Raw genomic sequence first — 23,039 nt, 5'->3', positions numbered from 1 at the left:
GAATCACATGAGCACTGCAACACTCGAGCAACGCGCCAAGCGCGGTGAAGCGCCCCGGGCGAACGATGCCGGCCACTGCGCGCACCCCGCCGACGGCGCCCGCCGGGGATATCCGCGCGAGCGGATCGATGCGGCATGCGACGCGGCATGCCGCTCGATTGCGCCGGCCTGGCCGCTCGATCGCGCGATCGCCGTCAATCCTCACTGGGAACGCATCGGCCGCCCCGTCAGGGAAATTGCGGCGCGGATGGCCGTGCTGGCCGACATCAAGGTGTTCCCTCCGCGCGAGCAGATCCGATCCGCATGGGAATCCGCGCGCATCGCGCCGGCGGACTTGCGATATGCATTGCAGGCTCTGCCCGCCGCACAGGCGGCCGGCATGACCGAGCGCAACTGCATCGACGCGTTGGCGCGCCCGCTCAACCTGCCCCGCCTGCCGTTGCTGATCGATGTGCTCGACGACGATCCATTGCGTCACGAGCGCCTTTCGTGGCGCCAGGCGATCACGCACCAGGTGAGCCAGACCTGCGCGGCCTACTTCGACGAGCATCAGGCCGACTGGCGGCCGCATCATGACCAGAGCCTCTATGCGTTCTGGCGCGACACGATCTCACATGATCACGGCATTGGCGTGCTGATGGGCCTGCCGCGTCTCGGTCAGTCGCTCAGGGCGCTGCCCGCCACGCGACAGGAGGCCGAAGCGTGGGTACTGGAGCGACTCGGTTTGCCCGAAGCCGTGTGGCCCGACTATCTGGAGGCGGTGCTGCTGACCGTCAACGGCTGGGCGTCGTGGTGCGCGTACCTCGGCTGGCAGGCCCGGTTGGCCGGCGAGTCCGACGAGCACCTGCGCGATCTGCTCGCAATACGGTTGGCATGGGGCGTGCTGTTGCTCGACTGCAAGGACGATGCGGCGGCACGCCGCGCGTTTGCAGCCGTGCAAGGCCACTGGCGCGATTCGGCTGCGCTGCTGGCGGACGCGCAGGCGCGGCTGCTCGTCGACGAGGTGTGGCAACTGGCGTTCGAGGCCGGCTACCAGCGTGAACTGGCGGGCAAGCTCGGCGCGGTCGGCCAGCCGCAGACGATTCCGGAAGCCGCAACGCCGGCCGAAGAGATCGAAGTCCAGGCCGCGTTCTGCATCGACGTTCGTAGCGAACCGTTGCGGCGCGCCGTCGAGTCGATTTGGCCGGCGGTCCAGACGATCGGCTTCGCCGGATTCTTCGGGCTGCCGGTCGCTTATACGCCGCTGGCCACGTCGGCGCGCCGCCCGCAGCTTCCCGGCCTGCTCGCGCCGTCGCTGGAAGTCACCGATGCGGTATCGGGGCCCGCCGGCGAAGGCGGCGGAACGATGCGGGCAGCTGCGAGCACGGCCCGCCGCACACGGTTCGCATTGTCGAATCAGGCGTCTGCGGCGACCCGGTTGCCGGGCACCTCGTTCTCGTTCGTCGAGGCCGCGGGGCTCGGTTATCTGGGCAAGCTGCGACAATGGCTGAAGCCGTCCCGCAACCCGCGCGTTCGCGACGACCTCGCCGGGCTGCCGCCCCGCTACAAGGCGGTTTGCCGCCCGGCACTCGTCGGCATCGACGATCAGGCCAAGGCCGATCTGGCCGCGCGCATCCTGCATGGCATGGGCATCGCGCGATCGCTCGCACCGCTGGTGGTGCTGGTCGGGCATGCCAGCCAGAGCGCGAACAACGCGCATGCCGCGGCGCTCGACTGCGGCGCGTGCTGCGGCCAAAGCGGGGAAGTCAATGTACGCGTGCTCGCGCAGCTGCTGAACGATCGCGCGACGCGCGCAGGTCTCGCGCAGCGCGGCATCGACGTGCCCGACGACACGACTTTCGTCGCAGCGCTGCACAACACCACGACCGACGAGATCGAAGGCTTCGACGTCGACCTCCTCAACCCGATCGCCGCAGCGCGCTGGGCCAAGCTGCTGAGCGTCTTCGGCCACGCGAGCGACCAGGTGCGCCGCGAGCGTGCGGTGCGTGTCGGCCTCGACCCGCGCATGGAGGGCGGCCGGTTGCTGGCCAGCCTTCGCGAACGCGCGAACGACGGCGCTCAGACTCGCCCGGAGTGGGGGCTGGCCGGCAATGCCGCGTTCGTCATCGGGCCGCGCACGCGCAGCCACGGCGCCGTGCTCGACGGTCGCTGCTTCCTGCACGACTATGATTTCACGCAGGATACGGACGGCAGCTTGCTGGAACTGCTGATGACCGCACCGATGCTCGTCGCGCACTGGATCAATTGGCAATACCATGCGTCGACATGCGATCCCGCGCACATGGGCTGCGGCAACAAGGTCCTTCACAACGTCGTCGGCGGGCATATCGGCGTCTTCGAAGGCAACAGCGGCGACTTGCGCATCGGCCTTTCGAAACAGTCGCTGCATGATGGCCAGCGCTGGATGCACGAGCCGTTGCGCCTTACCGTGATCATCGACGCACCCGGCGCATCGATCGAACGCGTGATCGATCGGCATCCGACAGTGCGGCATTTGATCGACCACGGCTGGCTTCATCTGTGGCGTTTCGGCGAGACGGGGTTGCTGCGTTTTTCCGATCGACAATGGCACCCGTTGGCGATGGGCGCTGATCCGGCCACCCGGCAATCGCCTTGACGGTGCACATCGTCGCCCGCACGTGCGGGCGACGAGCCATGCTTCGTGTCGCGGGCCAATCTTCGAGTCTCGGCTGCTCCACATCACGCCGACGCCGCTCCCGAATCCTGTTGAGCGGCCAGCTTCCCGCTACGCATTCTTCTGCGAATCGACGCGCTTAACGGATTCAAGCGCACGCGTGCGCGCGGCCTGGTGATCCACGATAGGAAACGGATAAGTCCGACCGAGGCTCACGCACGCATCGTGCAGCTGTTCTGCCGACGCGGTCCACGGCGCATGAATTTTCTCTGCCGACATCTTCGACAGTTCCGGCACCCAGTGACGCGTGTATTCGCCTTGCGGATCGAATTTTTGCCCCTGAAGAACAGGGTTGAAAATCCGGAAATACGGTGCTGCGTCGGCGCCGCTTCCCGAAACCCACTGCCAGCTCGCGGGATTGCTGGCCTCATCCGCGTCGACCAGCGTGTCCCAGAACCATGCTTCGCCTTCGCGCCAGTCGATCAGCAAATGCTTCGAAAGAAATGACGCCACGACCATGCGCACGCGATTGTGCATCCAGCCGGTGTGCCACAACTCGCGCATGCCGGCGTCGACAAGCGGGTATCCGGTGTGCCCGGTTTGCCATTTGCGCAGTGCGTTCGGATCGTCGCGCCACGGCATGGAGTCGAACTGTCGGCGGAAATTGACCTGATGCAGCGGCGGGAAATGATAGAGCAAGTGATACGAAAATTCCCGCCAGCCGATTTCGCTGAGGAATTTGTTCAACGGCCCGCTTTGCGGATCGCCAAGATCCGCCTTGCGTGTGCGTTGCATCGCGCTTGCCGCCGACGATGCCGCATACCACACCTGCCGAACCGATATGTTGCCGAAGCGAAGATACGGCGAGAGCCTGCTGGTCGCATGCGCGGCCGGCAAATCGCGCATGTCGGCATAGTCGCGCAGCGAGTGCTCCAGGAACGCGTCCAGTCGCTGCCGGGCGGCTTCCTCGCCGCAGCGCCAGGTCAGACGCAGGCCGCTCGCCCAGTCGGGCGCCGTCGGCTGGAGCCCGAGCGCGCGAAGCGTGCAAACATGCGGCGTGACGTTGTGCGGAACCGGAAAAAACGCAATCCGCGACGGTGCCGGCAGCGGCGGCGGCGGGGAAAGATCATCGCGACATGCGGCTCTCCAGTACGCACTGAATACCTGGTACGGCAATCCTTCGCGCGTCAGCACCGTCCACGGCTCGTGCAGCAGATGGCCATTGAAGGTCGATACAGCGATTCCGCGGCCGACCAGGTCCTGTTTGATCGACGCGTCCGTTCCGGTGTGCGCTTTCGAGTAACGACGATTCCATACAACCTTGGCGGCCCCGATCCCGACCGCGAAGTCGCGGATGGCTTCATGTTCGTCGCCGCGCAACACGATCAGCGAGCCGCCTAGCGCGGAAAGCGCGTCATCGAGTTTGCCCAGCGATTCGTGCAGCCACCACCGTTGCGCACCGCCCATCGGGCGGCGAATCGACGGGGCGGGGTCGTGCACGTACACGCAGACGACGGGATGGCCGCTGGCGACCGCGTGACACAGTGCGGGATTGTCGCCGAGCCGCTGGTCGTCGCGAAACCATACGACGACGGGGCGGGATTCATACGGCAATTCGGAGCTTGTCATGTGGGTTACGTGAGAGGTGGCAAGAGGGACGTGAGGGTGACCGCAGGCGGCGCGGGCACGAAATGCTTGCGATTCGATTCATTCGACACGGTTATCGGGCGCGGCCGTCCTGCATGCCTTCGTTTCCGCCTATCGTCGCAGAACGGGGCGTTATTCCGTCCCAATGGCTGCCGAGCGCGACCGAGGCCGGCAAGATGCACGCCCAGCCGGTTGCGATCACGAGGAGCGCCACAGCCGGCGCGTCGAAATGAACGGCGCCGAGCGCCGCACCCGCCCGAAAGGACGCCGGACCGGCGCATGCGCCGACGAGCGCCGCAATGATCGGCCGCCCCCGGAGCCAGCGCAACAGCGTGTTGAGCTGAATCGCGAACAGCGCCCACAGCGCTGCGAGCCAATACGGCGCCGTGCCGTTGAGCAACACGCCGTTCGGGTAGTCGAGCAGGCCGGAATGCGCAACGGCGCTGTCCCATAACCATCCGGTCACCGTCACCGTAACGACGAGGCGCGCTTCGCTCGACGGCCGGCGGGCGAACAGCAGGTGGCCGGCCGTTGCCGTCAGCGCATAGGCGACGCCCCACGCGGCGCGGTGCGATGCAGCCGTCATCACGCACAGGAGCCATCCGATCTGGGTCGTCGCGAGATAAACGTACGTGCGAGCACTCGGCGCGAGCGTGCGCGGCGTTGCTCGATTTCGGACACTTGTCATGATCGCGCGGGATGCGTAACGGCGTACGCGCCACATCGCGTGCGCCGGGCAAAGCGTGCCGGCGCGCTCGACAACGAGCGACACCGGCCCGGCCGCCACGCGGATGTTGCCGCCGCGGAACGGTCGCAGCTAATGCGCCCACCGTACACGGCTCCGATATCGTCAGACGAGCGGTTCCGTTGGCGGATGATGGCTTTGCAGGGAGCGATTGTCGGCATGCGGGATCGGTTTTCGTATCGTTTTACTCTTACGACGCCGCATTGCGTCCGGATGCACGATTGGGAAAAAAAGATCCGCACGCGCTCGGAGTCGACTGGCCGGGATTCGCGCACGCCGCGGGTCCGGACGGCCGGCGGCCCGAGCGGGTCGGCACGCCGACGATGAGCATTCGATCGCAGCATCGCCAGGGCGGCTGCCCGCTGCCGCGCGCCGCATGCATCCGCTTGTGCGCGCGGTCCGTAACTCCCGTGTCAGGCGCCATGTGGGGGCCGGAATCTTCCGTTACGGAGATTTGAATGAACGTCAAAGTGGGACTGGCCGTGCTGACGATCCTGCTCGCGGTCGGCCTGCTCGCCGCGTGCAGGCCGACGCGGCTCCTGAACGCGTTGTCGCCGCGATATACGTTCAGCCTGTTCGCGGATATTCCGTACGGTTCCGGCGAGCGCCACGTGCTCGACGTGTATGTGCCGACGCGAGTCATGGACGACTGGCCGGCCGATTCGGATGCAGGCGTCCCGGTCGTTGTGTTCTTTTACGGCGGAAGCTGGCAGTCCGGTGAGCGCAAGGACTATCTGTTCGTGGGCGAGGCCCTGGCCTCAAGGGGCTTCGTTGCGGTGCTGCCCGACTACCGCACGTATCCGGCGACCACCTTTCCCGGTTTCGTCGACGACGCCGCGCAAGCGGTGGCGTGGGCGCGCGCGCACGCGAGCGCGTTCGGTGGCGATCCGCGTCGCCTGATTCTGATGGGGCATTCGGCGGGCGCACAGATAGCCGCCTTGCTTGCGACCGACGGTCGCTATCTGGCTGCCCGGCAGATGCACAAGCGTGACATTGCGGGCGTGATCGGGCTGGCCGGCGCGTATGACTTCTTGCCGCTGCACGATGCCATGCTCGAACGGGTCTTCCCGCCGGAAGTGCGCGCGGCGAGCCAGCCGATCCGATTCATCGAGGGCGCCGAGCCGCCGATGTGGCTCGCCGTTGCGGAGAACGACATGGTGGTGGAGCCCGGCAACACGTACCGCTTTGCGCGCGCGTTGCAGAACGCGGGTGACGCGGTCGCGGTCATGCGTTACGCGAACCTCGGCCATGCGACGATCGTCGGTGTGCTGGGCGCGCCGTTGCGCGGAAGAGCGCCGGTGCTCGACGATCTGTCCGCGTTTGTACGCCGCGTCGCGCAGGCATCGCACGCCGGAGCCGCGAGCGGGCTGGTGTCGGCATCGGGCGCGGCCGCGCGGTCGGCCGTGTCGCTGCGGTGATCGACGGGGCAGCGTGCGCTGCACGTGCATCCCGTTGCTCAACGGTGGCTTGCGGTTCAGGCGGGCAGTCGGCCATGAGCGAACCGCGACACGGCCACGCCCGTCATTCGCACCTCGCACGCGACGCCGTGGCCGGCGCGTGCAACGTGCGGCCGGCCTGGCGGGCGGAGCTGCGTGCGCTACTGCGCTTTCAGGTCCGGCGTCGTTCCGCCCAGTCCCTCTTCGCGCAGGATCACGGCAAGTGCGGTCTCGAGCAATTCGGCTGCCCGGTTCGCCGCGTCTCCGAGATGGCGGTGCAGCAGCGCATCGGCGGGCGAGCGCGATACGCATTCGTCGCTGTATCGCTCGAACGCACTGAGCTGCATGATCAGTTCGGACAAGTGACGCGGGCACTCACACTTGACGGTGGTGGACAGGCCGCTGAGCGACGCGAGCGTCGTCTCGTCGAAGCGACGCCGCGAGCGCAGCCACAGCCCGCGATCGGCATCGTTGGACTGGCGTGCCTTGACGACCGCTTGCGCCAGTTTGGAGATGATGGACGCAGGATTGGTCTGACCTTCCGTCGAGCGGAACAGCTCGAACCCCGACAGCCGCGCCAGCTCGATTGCCTCCGCGGTGCCGAATGCATAAACGACGGCGACGGCCTGCGCATTGAGCTTTTGCGCGGCGGTCGCGAGCTGCGACACGACATCTTCGTGGAGCGACGTGGTCGTTGCGATCAGCGCATCCGCAGTTTCACCCGCGTGTTCGCTCGCGTCGTCAATCGAGTCGAGCTGCATGTCGATCCGGAGGCCCATTCGCTCGATCGCCGATTCGGAGATCGGCAACGCGCCGACGACCGCGAGGCTCACGCCTTTTTCGGGCAGCGCGGGGCCGTGCGTGCTCGTGAGCGACATCGCCTCGAGCTCCTCGCGGCTCAGCGTGGCAATCGTGCCGATCGCGTGGCCCTGGTTCACGAGCGCCTTCAGCAGGCGAATGCGCTGGACGTCGTCGTCAGAGTACAACCGTTGCCCGGATGGCGTTTTGGGCGGCGCAACCACGCCGTAGCGCCGCTCCCAGATCCTCAGCGTGGCTGCTGGCATGCGCGCCAGGCGCGCGGCTTCCCCGCTGCGATAGCGGTGAGGCGTGTCGCGATCCTTGCGAGGGGGCATCGTTGTTCTCCTGAAGTCGACGGAAGGTTGTCTCAGAATTGTACGCAGTCTGGATTAAATATGAAGCAGGAAGGCGATTCAATGTGCGGAAATGTCGTCCGGGAGGTGTTTCGCGAAGCGGGATGTGGCTGGAATGCTGCACCCCGCCGCGGTGCGGTGAAGCGGCAGAGCCCCAACTGCCGGTGCAGCATGGTGCGCGCGATGCCGCGGCGCGCAAGGCGCGCACGCAGCGCCGACGCGCTGATGCGTCGACGGATTACCGCGTGCGGCGTCCCGCGCGCCAGCGATATGGCCATCCCGGCCGCCCCCGAAACGGAACATCCATGGCGGAGCGTCCCATGAAGACTTTAAGGCTTGTCCTCGGCGATCAGCTGGACTGGACTCATCCGTGGTTTGCCGATGTCCGGGCCGACACCTTGTACGTGCTGATGGAAGTTCGGCAGGAGACCGACTACACGCTTCATCACGCGCAGAAGCTGATTGCGATCTTTGCGGCGATGCGCCGCTTTGCGACGCTGTTGCGCGACGCGGGTCATCGCGTGCACTACATCGAGATCGACGATCAGTTCAATCGTCAGGCCATTCCGGCCAACCTGGACAGTGTTGCCGCGCTTCACGGCGCCGCGCGCATCGAGTACCTGCTGTCGGACGAATGGCGCGTCGACCGGCAACTGAGCGAGTATGCGGCCGTGGCCAGCGTGCCGGTTCGCGCGGTCGATACCGGACATTTCTACACGACGCGCGACGAGGTGGGACGTGTGCTCGGGACGGGTCGCGCGTGGGTCATGGATCGCTTTTACCGAAGCATGCGCGTGCGGCATCGCGTATTGCTCGACGGAGAAGGGCGGCCGGCAGGCGGGCAGTGGAACTACGACGCCGAAAACCGCGACGCGTGGTCCGGCACACCCGCTGAGCCAAGCGACTGGCGGCCGCATCACGATCATCGCCCGCTGTGGGATCGTATCGTGGCAGCGGGCGTGCGCAGCTTCGGCGAGCCGTCGGCCGGCGACTTCCGCTGGCCCGTCGATCGCGTCGAGGCGCTCGCGTGCCTCGACGCATTTATCGAGCACGCACTGCCGTCGTTCGGGCAGTTCCAGGACGCGATGCACACAAGTGCGCGGCGCCTGTTCCACTCGATGCTGTCGTTTGCGCTCAATGTGAAGATGTTGAATCCGCGCGAAGTCGTCGCGCGCGCCGAGCATGCGTATCGGACCGGTGCGGCGCCGCTTGCCGCGGTCGAAGGGTTCATCCGGCAGATCCTGGGCTGGCGCGAGTTCGTGCGCGGAGTGTACTGGGCGCGCATGCCAGGCTATGAAACGAGCAATGCGTTCGGTCATCGCCGTCCGTTGCCGCAGTGGTTCTGGAACGGGCGCACGCGAATGGGCTGCATGGCGCATGCGTTGCGGCAGTCGCTCGAAGACGCGCATGCGCACCATATCCAGCGGTTGATGGTGATCGGCAACTTTGCGCTGCTAGCCGGGCTGGATGCGCACGCGGTGCACGAGTGGTATCTCGGCGTCTATATCGACGCATTCGAATGGGTCGAGATGCCGAATACGCTCGGCATGAGCCAATACGCGGACGGCGGCGCGATGGCAAGCAAACCCTACGTTTCCAGCGCCGCGTACATTCATCGGATGAGCAATTACTGCAAGGGCTGTGCGTACGACCGCAATGCCCGAACCGGTGCGCGTGCGTGCCCGTTCAACGCGTTGTACTGGGATTTTTTCGCCCGGAACCGCGACGCCCTGCAACACAACCATCGGCTTGCGATGGTCTATCGGCAGCTCGCACGTTTCGATGCCGACGCACTCGACGCGATTCGGATGCAGGCGGATGGCATCGTGCGGAATATCGAGTCGCTGTAGGTCCTCGCGTATTCGGCCGATGCCGTTGAGAGCGGCGGATGCGATGGTGATGCGTTGCGAGTGCGCGATCCGTTTTGGCTCGCGAATGGTTTGCGTCCCCGCGCGCTCGTGCAATTCTGCCGGCCGCCGAGCGCCGAGCGCCGAGCGCCGAGCGCCGAGCGCCGAGCGCCGAGCGCCGAGCGCCGACCGCCGTGCGTTCGGGTTTCCCGAACGGCAAGGCTGCCCGCGAGCGCTGGGGCTTTCTCCGGCAAGCGAAGGCGCGCCCGGCGCGCCGTCATGAGGCGCACACGTTCAGTGCGTGATCAGCGTGTCGGCGACCGCGCGGCCGAGACCGGCGCCGCTCAACCATGCGCCTTCGATCTTGCCGCCGCCCAGCCAGTCGCCGCATAGCCCGATCCGCGGGCCCGCCCGCCACGCAAGGCGGCCGGGCGCCGTCATGGACGTCGGCGCCAGCTCGGCATAACGCCAGCGATGGGCGGTTGCGGAGTTGGCGGTAGCGCCCACGATGTCGCGAAAGACGTCCAGCAGCGTGCGCGTGATCTGCTCGGGCGGCGCTTCCAGATGAGCCTGACTCCACTCGGGGGTCGCGTGCAGTACCCACGTGCTAAAACCGGAGCGCCCGGGCTTCGATGTGTCATGGGCGATCCAGCCGAGCGGGCCGACATTGACGAATGCGGCGTCGAAACCCGGATCGGGCAAGCGGCCGTACTGGGCCATCACGGCCCAGGCCGGGCGCATCTCGGTGCGTTGCGCAATCACCGCAAGACCCGGCTCGGCGCGCCGCAGCAGCGCAACGGCTTGCGGTGGAGGCACGGCGACGATCACGGCGTCGTGATGCATGCGGAGCGCACCATGCTCGGCCGAGATCAGCCGCCAGCGCTGCGCGTCGCGCGTCAGCTCGATAATCGTCGTCTCGAGCATCGTGTCGATTCCCGCCGACAGATACCGCGCCGGAGCCGTCATGCCCGGCACGCCGACATATCGCTGAGCGGGCGCGAGCAGTTCCCGCGGGCCGAGCGAACCGATCGAAGCAACGCGCGCGGCCCACGGCGCGGCCGCGCCGCCGGCCACCCAGCGCGCTACTTCGGCGACGAATGCCGGATGGCGCGCGGTGAAATACTGCGCGCCATGATCGGCCTGCCAGCCATCCGTGCGGCGCGTGCTCGTTCGTCCGCCCACGCCGCGGCTTTTCTCGTACACCGTCACGTGATATCCGGCGTCGGCGAGCACGCGTGCGCAGGCCAGCCCGGCGATTCCTGCGCCGATGACAGCAATGTTGGCCGATGAGTCGGAAAATGAATTCATCTGTTTCGTCATAAAAATGCGAGGAATTGCGCGGATTATTCGGCTTGGCATGAAAAGTTTATGCCATTCTGGCGTGAAACGCCGACATTTCACAGGCGGAAACCATGAAAGTCATGATTCATGGCCTAGAAATGAGTCATGATAGTGCTTCATTGAGTATGAAAATGGCATAGAATCGAGTCTGTGAGGATCGGCTCGTGCGCGGCCCGGTCAAGCGTCGCGCACGAGCCGGAATCGCCGAAACGGGAAGCATGTTCGCAACAGGAGTCGCCATGGCGTTTGTGTGGATCTGCGGTGCAACGGGGGCCGTCGGCAGTGCGCTCGCGCGTCGGCTGAACGCCAAAGGCGTTTCAACGCTGCTCACTGCACGAAACCCGGAGCGTCTCGGCGTTCTTGCGGAGACGTTGTCGCGCGAGCGTGTGGTCGTGGCGCCTGCCGACGCAACTGACGCGGCTGCGCTCGATCGTGCGCTCGCGACAGGCGTCGAGCGTTTCGGCGCGCCGGACGGGCTCGCGCATTGCGTCGGCTCGATCGTCGTCAAGCCGATGCATTCGACTTCGGATGCCGAACTGCACGACGCGTTCGCGGCGAATTACTTTTCGGCATGGAACGCGCTGCGCGCGTTCATGCGCACAGTGCTCGCCGCTCAGGCCGGGGGCAGTGCGGTCTTGTTCGGCAGCGTCGCGTCGAGAGCGGGCTTTCCCAACCATGAGGCGATTGCCAGCGCGAAAGCCGCCGTGGCCGCGCTCGCGCAGTCGGCTGCCGCCACCTACGCGGCGCGCGGAATTCGCGTGAACTGCGTTCATCCAGGCCTGATCGCGTCGGCGATGTCCGCGCGCCTGACGAGTGCGCCGCAGGTCGCGAAGCGCCTCGCGGACGCCAGTCCGCTCGGACGGATCGGCGCTGGCGACGATCCTGCCGCATTTGCGGAATTCCTGTTGAGCGACGATGCGTCATGGGTGACCGGCCAGCAATTCGGCGTCGATGGCGGGCAGGGTGCGCTGATCGTTCCAGCGAGGCCATGAGCATGCGTGCGATGCTGCGCCGTTACCGCGTTCCGGCCGCGTTGGCGCTCGCCGGCCTGGTGCCGTTCATCGCGCTGTCGTGGCTGAGCGTGCATGCGTCGTCGCGTCACGATGTTTACGTGCACGCGCTGTTGAACTACGCCGCGTGTATCGTATCGTTCGTCGGCGCCGTGCACTGGGGCATCGCGCTGCGGGCACCCGAATCGCCGCCGCGCCAGCGGATGCTCTACGGGTGGAGCGTGATTCCCGCGCTCATGGCGTGGGCCGTACTGATGCTGCCGGACATCGGCGCGCGGCTCGCGGGAATGGCGATCGGTCTCGTCGGCTGCGCGGCGGTCGACGGCGTGCTGTGGAGAAAAGCGCTCATTCCGGGCTGGTATTTCGCGTTGCGATGCCTGTTGACGAGTGTCGCCGGCCTGTCGCTGCTGGCCGCCGCAGCGTCGACGAACGGTTGATCCGGAGCTTGTCATGACTACGTCAAGAACGCCTCGCCCACGCGAATACCGGAACATCGGAATCGGCGACATCACGTTGAAATATCGGATGCCGCTGGCGGCGATATTGTCGATTCTCCACCGAGTCAGCGGCGCGCTGCTGTTCCTGTTCCTGCCGTTCTTGCTGTTTCTCTTCGACCAGAGCCTGACGTCGGAGCTCAGCTTCGAAGTCTTCAAGCAGTTCCTCTCCAACATCGTCGTCAAACTGATCGTCCTCGCGCTGTCGTGGGCGTTCTTCCACCATTTCTGCGCCGGCATTCGCCACCTGCTGATGGACGTCAACCACGACGCCGTCTCGAAGGAAGGCGGCAAGCGGACGGCCGTCGTCGTCTTTGTCGTCTCGATCGCGCTGACGATCGCCATGGCACTCAAACTGTTCGGAGCATTCTAAGAAAATGGCAGCCAACAACCGAATCGGCTCGAAGCGCCTCGTCGTCGGCGCGCACTACGGCCTGCGCGACTGGCTCGCGCAGCGCGTCACCGCCACGATCATGGCGGTCTACACGGTCATTCTGCTCGTCCTGTTCTTCGGCGCGCACGACTTCTCCTACGAAGGCTGGGCGTCGATCTTCTCCGCACAATGGATGAAGCTCGCGACCTTCGTGACGCTGCTTTCCCTCTTCTATCACGCATGGGTCGGCGTGCGCGACATCTGGATGGACTACGTGAAGCCCGTCGGTGTGCGCCTGCTGCTGCAATCGCTGACCATCGTCTGGCTGCTCGCATGTGCGGGCTACGCCGCGCAGATTCTCTGGAGAGTGTAAAGAATGGCTGCAATCAAAACTTCCCTCCCGCGTCGCAAGTTCGACGTCGTGATCGTCGGCGCGGGCGGCTCCGGCTTGCGCGCGGCGCTGCAACTGTCGCGCGCGGGCCTGTCGGTCGGCGTGCTGTCGAAGGTGTTCCCGACCCGTTCGCACACGGTGGCCGCGCAGGGCGGCATCGGTGCGTCGCTCGGCAACATGAGCGAAGACAACTGGCACTTCCACTTCTACGACACGATCAAGGGCTCCGACTGGCTCGGCGACCAGGACGCGATCGAATTCATGTGCCGTGAGGCGCCGAACGTCGTGTACGAGCTCGAGCACTTCGGCATGCCGTTCGACCGCAACGCCGACGGCACGATCTATCAGCGTCCGTTCGGCGGCCACACCGCGAACTACGGCGAGAAGCCGGTCCAGCGCGCCTGCGCGGCCGCCGACCGTACCGGTCACGCGCTGCTGCACACGCTGTACCAGCAAAACGTCGAAGCGAAGACGCAGTTCTTCGTCGAATGGATGGCGCTCGACCTGATCCGCGACGCGGACGGCGACGTGCTCGGCGTGACGGCGCTCGAAATGGAAACGGGCGACGTCTACATCATGGAAGGCAAGACGACGCTGTTCGCGACGGGCGGCGCAGGCCGGATCTTCGCGGCGTCGACCAACGCGTTCATCAACACCGGCGACGGCCTCGGCATGGCGGCGCGCGCAGGCGTGGCGCTGCAGGACATGGAGTTCTGGCAGTTCCACCCGACCGGCGTGGCCGGCGCGGGCGTGCTGATCACCGAAGGCGTGCGCGGCGAAGGCGGCATTCTGCGCAACGCGAACGGCGAGCGCTTCATGGAGCGCTACGCGCCGACGCTGAAGGATCTGGCGCCGCGCGATTTCGTGTCGCGTTCGATGGACCAGGAAATCAAGGAAGGCCGCGGCGTCGGTCCGAACAAGGATCACGTGCTGCTCGACCTGTCGCACATCGGCGCCGAGACGATCATGAAGCGTCTGCCGTCGATCCGCGAGATCGCGCTGAAGTTCGCGAACGTCGACTGCATCAAGGAGCCGATCCCGGTCGTCCCGACGATCCACTATCAGATGGGCGGCATCCCGACCAACATCCACGGTCAGGTCGTCGGCACGTCCCGCGATCACAAGGAGCCGATCAACGGCTTCTACGCAGTGGGCGAATGCTCGTGCGTGTCGGTGCACGGCGCGAACCGCCTCGGCACGAACTCGCTGCTGGATCTCGTGGTGTTCGGCCGTGCGGCCGGCAACCACATCGTCGAGCAGGTCAAGAAGCAGAAGGAACACAAGCCGCTGCCGGCCGACGCGGGCGAATTCTCGCTGGCGCGCCTGAACAAGCTCGACAAGTCGAGCTCGGGCGAGTACACGCAGGACGTCGCGAACGACATCCGTGCGACGATGCAGAAGCATGCAGGCGTGTTCCGCACCTCGGCGCTGCTGAAGGAAGGCGTCGAACTGATGGACGGCCTCAAGCAGCGTGTCGAGCACATCCACCTGAAGGACAAGTCGAAGGTGTTCAACACCGCGCGCGTCGAAGCGCTCGAGCTGGAGAACCTGATCGAAGTCGCCCGCGCGACGATGGTCTCGGCCGAGGCGCGCAAGGAAAGCCGCGGCGCGCACGCGCACAGCGACTACGAGCACCGCGACGACGAGAACTGGCTGCGTCACACGCTGTGGTACAGCGAAGGTGACCGCCTCGACTACAAGCCGGTTCAAATGCAGCCGCTGACGGTCGAGTCCGTGCCGCCGAAGGCGCGTACGTTCTAAGCCGAATCAAAGGAATCTGAAATGGCAAAACGCATTTTTGAAGTCTACCGCTACGATCCGGACAAGGACGCGGCGCCGCGCATGCAGACGTACGAGCTCGAGATCAAGCACGAGCGCATGTTGCTGGACGCGCTGGTCAAGCTGAAAGCACTCGACGAGACGCTGTCGTTCCGCCGTTCGTGCCGCGAAGGCGTGTGCGGTTCGGACGCGATGAACATCAACGGCAAGAACGGGCTCGCGTGTCTGACGAACCTGAACGACCTGCCGCAGAAGATCGTGCTGCGTCCGCTGCCGGGCCTGCCCGTCGTGCGCGACCTGATCGTCGACATGACGCACTTCTTCAACCAGTACCACTCGATCAAGCCGTACCTGATCAACGACGCGCCGCCGCCGGAGAAGGAACGTCTGCAGTCGCCGGAAGAGCGCGACGAGCTCGACGGCGTGTACGAGTGCATTCTGTGCGCGAGCTGCTCGACGTCGTGCCCGAGCTTCTGGTGGAACCCGGACAAGTTCGTCGGCCCGGCCGGCCTGCTGCAGGCTTACCGCTTCATCGCGGACAGCCGCGACACCGCCACCGGCGAGCGTCTCGACAACCTGGAAGACCCGTACCGTCTGTTCCGTTGCCACACGATCATGAACTGCGTCGACGTTTGCCCGAAGGGCCTGAACCCGACGAAGGCGATCGGCAAGATCAAGGAACTGATGGTTCGCCGCGCGGTTTGAAGCGCTGGCGCGTGTGAAACGGCGGGGGTGTCGATGTACGCGGTCGCTTGGAATGAGGATTCACGCGCCGCTGCACGACCGTCATTCGTCGTCCGCATCGAGCGGAACGGATGCGGTGCGGCGCCGATTCCCAGCAGTCGGCAAGCACGCCAATATCGTGCGGATTCGGCTCCCGAGAATGCCGATGCAACGGCTGCGCGAAGCGCGCCGTTGCTCGGGCCAAGTGGCTCGGCGCGATCGAACCGGGTCGCGCCGCTCGCGCTTACTGCTCCAGATAGATCTTCAACCGCATCAGGCTGCGGCGAATCCAGCTCTTCATCGTGCCAAGCGGCACCTGCATGCGTTCGGCCAGCTCCGCATACGACGCGCCACCGTGAAACGCTTCCCGCAAAACATACGCCTGCCGCTCGCCCAGATGCGCGAGTCCGCGCTCCAGACGCAGGCGCTCCTGGTTCGCCTGCGCGCCGAGATCGGGCGTCGGGCTTGCGTCGGGGATCGACAGCGCCAGCTCGTCGTCGAGCGGCAGCTCGCGGTGCTGCCGGATCCGGTCGATGGTCCGGTTGCGGGCGAGCGTCATCAACCATGTCATTGCCGCGCCGCGTGTGGCGTCGAACGAACCGGCGCGGCGCCATGCTGTCGTGAACACGTCTTGAAGCAGGTCTTCCGCTTCATGACGATCGCGGATCATCCTCAGGATCGCGCCGAACAGCCGCGGTGCGGTCCATCGATACAGCTGCGCGAACGCATGCTCGTCGCCTGTCGCGACGCGAGCCAGCAAGCGGTCGAGTTCCGCATGTGCGTCGCATGCTTCGTCAGGCAGAACGGCGGCATCGGCGCTGATGTCGGTCCTGCCGCCGGGGCGCGATCGCGCGCGGGACGCCCTCCGCTGCGGCTGCCTGCCTGCGGGCAGCGGCGTCGTTCGCCCCGGGCCGGAAGATCGGAGGAGTGATTCGTGCGAACGGTTCATCGGGAACTCCGCATGGCTTTGAGCTTCCTGCTGTTGCGCGCTCGCGATGACTAGCGAGCGCGGATCATGACCAGACATTGCGATGTCGCATCAGTCGCGCGTGCCTGCCGCGCGGGTTATGCATTCTTTCCCGGCAACAACGCGAGAAACTCCCGGCGCAGCGATGCGTCCGCGAGAAACTTTCCGCGCATCACGCTGTTGGTCATCTTTGCCTGATCGTCCTTGGTGCCGCGCCAGTGCATGCAGAAGTGGTCGGCCTCGAGCACGACCGCCAGCCCGTCGGGCGCGATGCGCGATTCGAGCAGGTCGGCAATCTGCTTGACCGCTTCCTCCTGGATCTGCGGGCGCGTCATGACCCAGTTCACCAGCCGTCCATACTTCGACAGGCCGATCAGGTTCGACGTGGCGCTGGGCAGCACGCCGATCCAGATGCGGCCCATGATCGGGCAAAGGTGATGCGAGCACGCGCTGCGTACGCGCAGCGGGCCCACGATCAGCAACTCGTCGAGCCGCTCGACGTTCGGGAATTCGGTCACGAGCGGCGCTGCCTCGTAGCGGCCCGCGAACACTTCGCGGATGAACATCTTTGCGACGCGCTGTGCGGTCTCTCGGGTGTTGTGGTCGTTGTCGACGTCGATCACCAGCGAGCGCAGCACCGCTTCCATTTGCTGTGCGACTTCGTTCTGCAATGCATCCAGTTCGCCGTCACGCAGGTGCGCGGCGATGTTGTCGTTGGCATGGAAGCGTGCGCCCGCGTGCTCGAGCCGCCGGCGAATGATGAGCGACAGAGGAATGCCCTCGTCGATCGCAGTCAGCGTACGCGCGGGAGCGTCGATCAGATTTCCCATTTCGGTTCGTTTCTCGAGGTTAGGGGTGGTGCGATGAATCACGACTGACGCGATGCGATGCTCGCGTTCATCGGGTAACAGCCGAGCGGCCGCCGACGTTTCGACGGCGCATCTGGCGGGCGCCGCTCACCTGCGTGCACGCGGGCATGCGTGGCGATGCGGCCGCGTCGCCGGAGCGCCGGCTCTGTACGCGCACGATGGGCACGCTGATGGCGCTCGCGCCCAGCCTTCGACGTCCCGGTAGAGCCGCCATACCGGGTCGTTCGCCGCCATCGTGGCTGCCAGCGTGACGGCGACGGACTGTTGCAGCTTCGTCAGCACGAACGTCTGATCGACGCGGCCGCCGACCGAGCGGAACAGGTGGAACCCTGCGCGCCGCACCGCCGAAAGCGCTTGCGCGCTGCCGTGCTCATAGACGAGCGCGGCTGCGCGGACATGGCGCGCCCGTGCGAGCGATACGAACTGATTCGCCAGATCGATGTGCAGCGACGTGACCTCGGCGATCAGCGCGTCCACGGCAAGGCACGGCTGCCGGAGCGCTCGTGCCAACGACTCGACGCGCTCGCAAACATGCAGGCCGGCCCCTTCGGCCGCTTCGTCGGATGCAGTCAGGCTGCCCGTGACGAGGAGCGTCGGATGCGCGCGCGCTGCGACGGAGTTTGATCGCGGCTCGACCGACGTGTCGTTCGGGCCGGCGCTTGCGCACGGGGTGGTCTGCTGCGGTGAGCGGTGCCGGCGACGCTCGCCGCGACACTGCGCGGCCTCCAGTCGGCGCGACGCAACCGGCGGCCCGGATGCCGCACCGGCGTGCCGGGACGGGCCGCGGGCGCTCGCCACGGAGCCACGCCCGATCAATGAAGCTGGGCATGCCAGTAAGCGGCGCGGATTGATGGCGTGATTGCGTGTTGGCACGGGGGACTCCTTGGTCGATTCATGCGTCACAGCTGGATTGTATGCAAATTTCCGGGAAAGTGAAGCAGAAAAGCGATTCAATGAATTATTTGTACCGGGAATTTTTGCGTCGCGCACCGGAATGGCGCGGCAACCTATCGCCGGGAACGTCGATATACCCGATAAGGGACGAAAATTGGAGGTTGAGGCCGCTGATGAAACGAATTTTGAAGTCGATTCGTCGGGGGAGGAATAGAGGACCGAGGACGGGTTCGGCGTCCCAACGCGGAGAACGTTGAATCATGCATCATGTTTGAGTCATATTATCGTGTCATGGACGCGGAATGCGGTACACGGTCGATGGTGCGCGCGAACACGCGCCGCTTTCGCGCGGGGCGCCCGTGCTGCACAGCGGCGGTGTGAATCAGGTTGGCGCTACCGCGCCGTCGAAACTCGGGGCTACGGGGAGCGGCAGGCGTGCCGCCAGGACGGACACACCGGTGCAGGTCGATTCCGCGGAGCCGACACAACGGCCATTCCATCGCGGCGCGAGAAGCGCTGCCCCGGGCGCGGCGTTGAGCGATGGGTGCGTCAACGCGAAGTCAACGGCGTTCAGCGTTCGTCTTCATGCCGGCGGGCGACCGCCGATTGCGGCGGCAACGTTTCGAGCAATGGCGGACCTCGTCCCAGACGGCCTTCCATTTCTTTCTCCAGCTGAAAGGCAAGCCGCAGGTTTCGCAGATCTTTTCAGGCAAGTGCGTTTTGTTGGCCATCGCGACTCACGCGCAGAAAAGGAACCGTGCACGGTCGCACCGGGCGGCATCGTGCGGTGCGCAGCGATACGACGCACCCATGGCCATCGCCGAGCGCCGCATCAGTGCGCGTCGTCGCCCAGCAGCTGGCGGCGCAGTGCTTTGGCCCGCGTGCGCGGGTCGAGCCAGATCGCGAAGAATGCGCGCGCGAACGCCGGGTCGGTCACGTCGGCCGTGAGGCGGCCGTTGGTGTAGAAGCGGGCGCCACGCTCGGGGACGTAGACGCCGCATAATACGTCGCCGCGCGATACGTCGGTGAACGCTCGTTCCATGTCGCGGCGCCATGCGTCGAGCGTTGCAGCCGGCAACGGCGCGGGTGCAAGGCGCTCGATTTCGTCCATGCCTGTCGACACGAGCCGCTCCCCTTTCACGTCGCGACGGTAGGCCAACGACAACGCGAACGGCGTGTCGAGCGCACCGGGCGCGCGGGGCGCCCACAGCTGCGCGTCGTACAGGCAGATACCCAGTATGCAGAACCGCCCGGAGCCGATCAGTCGCGCCGACGCTATTTCGTCGACGCAGCTCGCGCCGGCGACGAGCGGCGCAGCCAGCGCCACGGACGCGGCGAGCATCGCGAGCGGGCGCTTCATGTCAGTCGTGCGCCGACACGATGAAGTGCATCACGTCGGTGCGCCGTTCGGCGAATCCTGCTTCGCAATAGGCGAGATAGAGCCGCCAGGTGCGAATGAACGTTTCGTCGAACCGTTGCGCGCGCACCGAGTCGACGTGGGCATCGAACGAGGATCGCCAGGTGCGCAGCGTGCGTGCGTAGTCGTCGCCGAACGCGAACACCGGTTTCGCGACGAGCCGCGCGCGTCGCGCGGCATCGACGAAGCGCGCGGGGCTCGGCAACATTCCGCCGGGAAAGATGAACTCGCGAATGAAGTCGCTCGACGCGCGGTACGCGTCGAATTGCGACTCGACGATCGTGATCGATTGAATCAGCGCGCGGGCGCCGGGCTTCAGGCGCTGCCTGAGCGTGTTGAAGTATACCGGCCAGAACGATTCGCCCACGGCCTCGAACATCTCGATCGACACGATTGCGTCGTATTGGCCCTCGACGTCGCGATAGTCGCGCAAGTCGAATGTGACGCGATCCGACAGCCCGTCGCGCGCGACGCGCTCTTGGGCCAGCGCGTATTGGGCGTGCGAGATGGTGACGCCATGTACATGAATGCCTTGCCGTGCAGCGTGCACCGCGAAGCCGCCCCAGCCGCAGCCGATCTCCAGCACGCGCATGCCGGCGCGCAGCCCGAGCGCATCGACGATGCGCTGATACTTCGCCGTTTGCGCGTCGGCAAGCGACCGCTGCGGGTCGCCGTCGAAGCAGGCGCTCGAATACGTCCAGGTGTCGTCGAGCCACAACCGGTAGAAGTCGTTGCCGAGGTCATAGTGCGCATGGATGTTGCGGCGGCTGCCGGCTCGCGTATTCATCCGTAGCCGATGGCGCAGCGCGTACCACACGCGTGCCACGCGGCCGCCCGTCACCGGCTTCGCGATCACCGGCTGGTTGCGGATCGCAAGGCGAAGCAGCGCGACGAGATCCGGCGTGTCGATCCGGTCGGCGCGATACGCTTCCGCGAAGCCGATGTCGCCCGCGCGCAGGATCGCACGGCACGCGCGCCAGTCGCGGATCTGCAGCGTCGCGGCCGGCTGGCAGTGCGGATCGCCGAACACATGCTGCGCGCCTTCGGGCGTCACGAGCGTCAGGTGACCGTCGCGGATCCGCCGGAGAAGCGCGATGAACAACCGGGCCGACAGCGGCATCGCCGGTTGTGATGCGGAGGATAGCAGGCGCAGCAAGGTCATGGACGAGCCTCGTGATCGGACATCGCCGAGCGGCCGCGTGGCGACGCGCCCGGTACGGGGGACAATGGCGAATCGGTCGCGGCGGAACGGCCGGCCGGCGTCTTGCCGTGGAACGGCACGCGTGCGAGCCATAGCCGCAGCGCCTGCCAATGGATGCGAATGACGACGTTGATCGCGTTCAGCGGCTGCCGCGCCAGCGCGCGCCACGCGCGTGCCGCCGTCAGCGGCGCGGCGCGCATCCCGATCGCCGTGCGCAGCAGCACGCCGTCGTCGTCGCGATAATCGATCGCCACGCTCAGATGGTCGCCGCGCTGACGCACACGAAACGCGTATTCCCCGATGACGTCGCAAAACGGCGACACATGAAACGTCTTGCGGCAGACGAGCACGGTGTCGGCTTCGATCGGCGCGTGGTGCATCGCACTCAGCAGATAGCCGTGATGCGCGCCGAACGTGTTGCGAACGTCCGCGTACAGCGCGCGGAGCGCACCCGCGCGGTCGTAGCAATACCAGAAGCTCACCGGGTTGAATGCGTAGCCGAAGATCCGCGGGATCGTCTGCAGCCAGATCGGGCCGTCGGCCCGAATGCCGGCTTGCGCGAGCACATCCCGCATCCATGGGCCGAGCGCGCGCCCGTCGCGCGGGCCGTAGTCGCGGCAAGCGAGCGCGAGCGGGGCCCGGCGATCGATGCCGAACCAGCTTCCGGCGATCTCGTCCAGCCGCTCGACATCGCAGCAGACCTGGAAGAGCGGATACCGGAATGCATGGCGCACCGGCCGCAGCCGCTCATGCATCACGGTGCCGACGAGCAACCGGGCGGCCGCGCCGTCGCGCGCGAAGGGCGCGTTCATGGGCGAGCCCAGGCCGGCGCGATGCCGAAGTCATATGCGACGCGCAACGCCGACTTCAATCCGTCCTCGTGGAAGCCGTAGCCGGTCCATGCTCCCGCGAACCACGTATTGCGCCGCCCTTGCAGCATCGGCAGACGATGTTGCGCATCGACGGCCGCGAAGTCGAGCAGCGGGTGCTCGTAATCGTAGCGGCCGAGCTCGGTGCCGGGCGCGGGCTCGTCGACCGGATTCAACGTGACGACGACCGGCGAGCGGAACGGCAGCGGCTGCAACTGGTTCAGCAGGTAGCTCACGCATACCGGCGCCGGGCCGGCGCGGCGCCCCGTCCGTCCGCTCAGGTAGTTCCATGCCGACCACACGCGCCGCCGCCGCGGCAGCAGCGCCGTATCGGTATGGAGCACCGCGACGTTGGGCTGGTAGCGCACGGCGGCCAGCACGGCGCGCTCGGCGTTGCTGGCGTCCGCCAGCAGCCGCAGGCTCGTCGGCGCATGGCATGCAAGCACGACCGCGTCGAAACGTTCGGGGCCGGCCGTGTCGGTCGCCACCGTCACACCCGCGTCGTCGCGCGTTATCGCGCGCACGGGCGTATTCACGCGCACGTCGTCGAGCGTCGCGGCGATGCGCTCGACGTACCGCCGCGCGCCGCCCGCGACGGTGCGCCACGTCGGCCGGTTGTTGACCTGCAGCAACGCATGATTCAGGCAGAAGCGCAGGAATGTCGCCGCCGGAAACCGCAGGATGTCGCTGGCCGCGCTCGACCAGATCGCGGCCGCCATCGGCAGCAGGTAGTGATGCTGGAACGACGCGCCGTAGCCGCCGGCCGTGAGCAGCTCGCCGACCGACAGACGCTCGCGGCTTGCCGATTCGAGATGCGCCTGGGCGGACGCGTTGAAGCGCAGGATATCGCGCAACATCCCGAGAAAGGTCGGCGAGAACAGGTTGCGGCGCTGCGCGAACACGGTGTTCAGATTGCTGCCGGCCCATTCGAGCCGCCCGCCGTCGACGGACACCGAAAACGACATGTCGGTCGCATGCGCAGCCACGCCCAGCTCGTCGAACAGCGCGATCAGGTTCGGATACGTGCGATCGTTGAACACGAGGAATCCGGTATCGACCGGGTGGCGGGCGCCGTCGAGTTCGACGTCCACCGTGTGCGTGTGGCCGCCGAGATAGTCGGCGGATTCGAACAGCGTCACGCGATGCTGGCGAGCCAGCAGGTATGCGCTCGCGAGGCCCGCGATGCCGGCGCCGACGACTGCGATCCGCCGGCCGGGCGGCGGCACTGATGGTTTCGGGTGCATCGCGAA

General features: G+C 66.3%; 21 protein-coding genes. 9 read left to right on the top strand and 12 right to left on the bottom strand.

The genetic code is table 11. The features are described 5' to 3' along the window. Window positions 1-7 precede the first annotated feature (7 nt). Window positions 8-2,617 carry a YbcC family protein gene (locus tag BST28156_RS11250; RefSeq protein ID WP_012218207.1) on the top strand — a complete coding sequence of 870 codons (2,610 nt, stop codon included), beginning with the start codon at window positions 8-10 and terminating at the stop codon, window positions 2,615-2,617. Window positions 2,618-2,746: 129 nt separating this feature from the next. On the opposite strand, the gene BST28156_RS11245 is transcribed toward BST28156_RS11250, so the two are convergent. Further along, a complete protein-coding gene (locus BST28156_RS11245; RefSeq protein WP_012218206.1) occupies window positions 2,747-4,264 on the bottom strand; it encodes a cryptochrome/photolyase family protein in 1,518 nt (505 codons plus the stop codon). A 91-nt stretch (window positions 4,265-4,355) separates the two neighbouring features. Further along, window positions 4,356-5,054, bottom strand: a complete 699-nt coding sequence (locus BST28156_RS11240) for a DUF2878 domain-containing protein (RefSeq protein ID WP_230943064.1) — start codon at window positions 5,052-5,054, stop codon at window positions 4,356-4,358. A 431-nt stretch (window positions 5,055-5,485) separates the two neighbouring features. Here BST28156_RS11240 and BST28156_RS11235 point away from each other — a divergent pair, with 431 nt between their 5' ends. Then, window positions 5,486-6,445 (top strand): alpha/beta hydrolase, encoded by a 960-nt coding sequence (locus tag BST28156_RS11235; RefSeq protein WP_012218204.1) that lies wholly within the window; start codon window positions 5,486-5,488, stop codon window positions 6,443-6,445. Between the two features lie 179 nt (window positions 6,446-6,624). Here BST28156_RS11235 and BST28156_RS11230 read toward each other — a convergent pair whose 3' ends face one another. Beyond that, window positions 6,625-7,596 (bottom strand): MerR family transcriptional regulator, encoded by a 972-nt coding sequence (locus BST28156_RS11230; protein ID WP_012218203.1) that lies wholly within the window; start codon window positions 7,594-7,596, stop codon window positions 6,625-6,627. 338 nt (window positions 7,597-7,934) lie between these two features. Here BST28156_RS11230 and BST28156_RS11225 point away from each other — a divergent pair, with 338 nt between their 5' ends. Beyond that, a complete protein-coding gene (locus BST28156_RS11225; protein ID WP_012218202.1) occupies window positions 7,935-9,464 on the top strand; it encodes a cryptochrome/photolyase family protein in 1,530 nt (509 codons plus the stop codon). A 291-nt stretch (window positions 9,465-9,755) separates the two neighbouring features. Here BST28156_RS11225 and BST28156_RS11220 read toward each other — a convergent pair whose 3' ends face one another. Then, entirely contained in the window at window positions 9,756-10,862 is a 1,107-nt protein-coding gene (locus BST28156_RS11220; protein WP_244143272.1) for an NAD(P)/FAD-dependent oxidoreductase, read from the bottom strand. A gap of 104 nt (window positions 10,863-10,966) precedes the next feature. Between BST28156_RS11220 and BST28156_RS11215 the strand changes: the two genes are divergently transcribed. Genes BST28156_RS11215 through BST28156_RS11190 form a run of 6 tightly spaced genes read left to right on the top strand, consistent with a single transcriptional unit; the run spans window position 10,967 to window position 15,554 of the window. After that, a complete protein-coding gene (locus BST28156_RS11215) occupies window positions 10,967-11,794 on the top strand; it encodes an SDR family NAD(P)-dependent oxidoreductase (RefSeq protein WP_230943062.1) in 828 nt (275 codons plus the stop codon). Further along, window positions 11,791-12,249 carry a DUF3429 domain-containing protein gene (locus BST28156_RS11210; protein WP_012464878.1) on the top strand — a complete coding sequence of 153 codons (459 nt, stop codon included), beginning with the start codon at window positions 11,791-11,793 and terminating at the stop codon, window positions 12,247-12,249. The genes BST28156_RS11215 and BST28156_RS11210 overlap by 4 nt, the downstream gene beginning before the upstream one ends. A 13-nt stretch (window positions 12,250-12,262) precedes the next feature. After that, entirely contained in the window at window positions 12,263-12,679 is a 417-nt protein-coding gene (gene sdhC / locus BST28156_RS11205) for a succinate dehydrogenase, cytochrome b556 subunit (RefSeq protein ID WP_012218197.1), read from the top strand. A 4-nt stretch (window positions 12,680-12,683) separates the two neighbouring features. Next, window positions 12,684-13,052 carry a succinate dehydrogenase, hydrophobic membrane anchor protein gene (gene sdhD, locus BST28156_RS11200; RefSeq protein WP_006399546.1) on the top strand — a complete coding sequence of 123 codons (369 nt, stop codon included), beginning with the start codon at window positions 12,684-12,686 and terminating at the stop codon, window positions 13,050-13,052. A gap of 3 nt (window positions 13,053-13,055) precedes the next feature. Further along, window positions 13,056-14,831, top strand: a complete 1,776-nt coding sequence (gene sdhA / locus BST28156_RS11195) for a succinate dehydrogenase flavoprotein subunit (protein ID WP_006399547.1) — start codon at window positions 13,056-13,058, stop codon at window positions 14,829-14,831. A gap of 21 nt (window positions 14,832-14,852) precedes the next feature. Beyond that, complete coding sequence (locus BST28156_RS11190) at window positions 14,853-15,554, top strand: succinate dehydrogenase iron-sulfur subunit (protein ID WP_006399548.1); 702 nt, start codon at window positions 14,853-14,855, stop codon at window positions 15,552-15,554. A gap of 262 nt (window positions 15,555-15,816) precedes the next feature. Here the strand turns inward: BST28156_RS11190 and BST28156_RS11185 are convergent, their stop codons facing one another. The 8 genes from BST28156_RS11185 to BST28156_RS11150 all read right to left on the bottom strand — a co-directional run bounded on the left by BST28156_RS11185 (window position 15,817) and on the right by BST28156_RS11150 (window position 23,033). Beyond that, a complete protein-coding gene (locus BST28156_RS11185) occupies window positions 15,817-16,521 on the bottom strand; it encodes a sigma-70 family RNA polymerase sigma factor (RefSeq protein ID WP_012218195.1) in 705 nt (234 codons plus the stop codon). Between the two features lie 116 nt (window positions 16,522-16,637). Then, window positions 16,638-17,369 (bottom strand): GTP cyclohydrolase I, encoded by a 732-nt coding sequence (gene folE, locus BST28156_RS11180; protein WP_012218194.1) that lies wholly within the window; start codon window positions 17,367-17,369, stop codon window positions 16,638-16,640. Window positions 17,370-17,495: 126 nt separating this feature from the next. Next, window positions 17,496-18,281 (bottom strand): hypothetical protein, encoded by a 786-nt coding sequence (locus tag BST28156_RS11175; protein WP_012218193.1) that lies wholly within the window; start codon window positions 18,279-18,281, stop codon window positions 17,496-17,498. A 581-nt stretch (window positions 18,282-18,862) separates the two neighbouring features. Next, window positions 18,863-19,033 (bottom strand): DUF2256 domain-containing protein, encoded by a 171-nt coding sequence (locus BST28156_RS11170; protein WP_012218192.1) that lies wholly within the window; start codon window positions 19,031-19,033, stop codon window positions 18,863-18,865. Window positions 19,034-19,134: 101 nt separating this feature from the next. Then, window positions 19,135-19,662 carry a chalcone isomerase family protein gene (locus tag BST28156_RS11165; RefSeq protein WP_012218191.1) on the bottom strand — a complete coding sequence of 176 codons (528 nt, stop codon included), beginning with the start codon at window positions 19,660-19,662 and terminating at the stop codon, window positions 19,135-19,137. A 1-nt stretch (window position 19,663) separates the two neighbouring features. Then, the gene (locus BST28156_RS11160) at window positions 19,664-20,881 is read right to left on the bottom strand and encodes an SAM-dependent methyltransferase (RefSeq protein ID WP_012218190.1); all 1,218 of its coding nucleotides are present in this window, start codon (window positions 20,879-20,881) and stop codon (window positions 19,664-19,666) included. After that, window positions 20,878-21,732, bottom strand: coding sequence for a DUF1365 domain-containing protein (locus BST28156_RS11155; protein ID WP_012218189.1), 855 nt, complete (start codon window positions 21,730-21,732; stop codon window positions 20,878-20,880). The genes BST28156_RS11160 and BST28156_RS11155 overlap by 4 nt, the downstream gene beginning before the upstream one ends. Next, complete coding sequence (locus BST28156_RS11150) at window positions 21,729-23,033, bottom strand: NAD(P)/FAD-dependent oxidoreductase (protein WP_012218188.1); 1,305 nt, start codon at window positions 23,031-23,033, stop codon at window positions 21,729-21,731. The genes BST28156_RS11155 and BST28156_RS11150 overlap by 4 nt, the downstream gene beginning before the upstream one ends. Window positions 23,034-23,039 lie beyond the last annotated feature (6 nt).

This window comes from Burkholderia pseudomultivorans, from assembly GCF_902499075.1.
In the GTDB taxonomy this organism is placed as follows: domain Bacteria; phylum Pseudomonadota; class Gammaproteobacteria; order Burkholderiales; family Burkholderiaceae; genus Burkholderia; species Burkholderia pseudomultivorans.
This window is presented reverse-complemented; position numbering and strand designations above follow the sequence as displayed.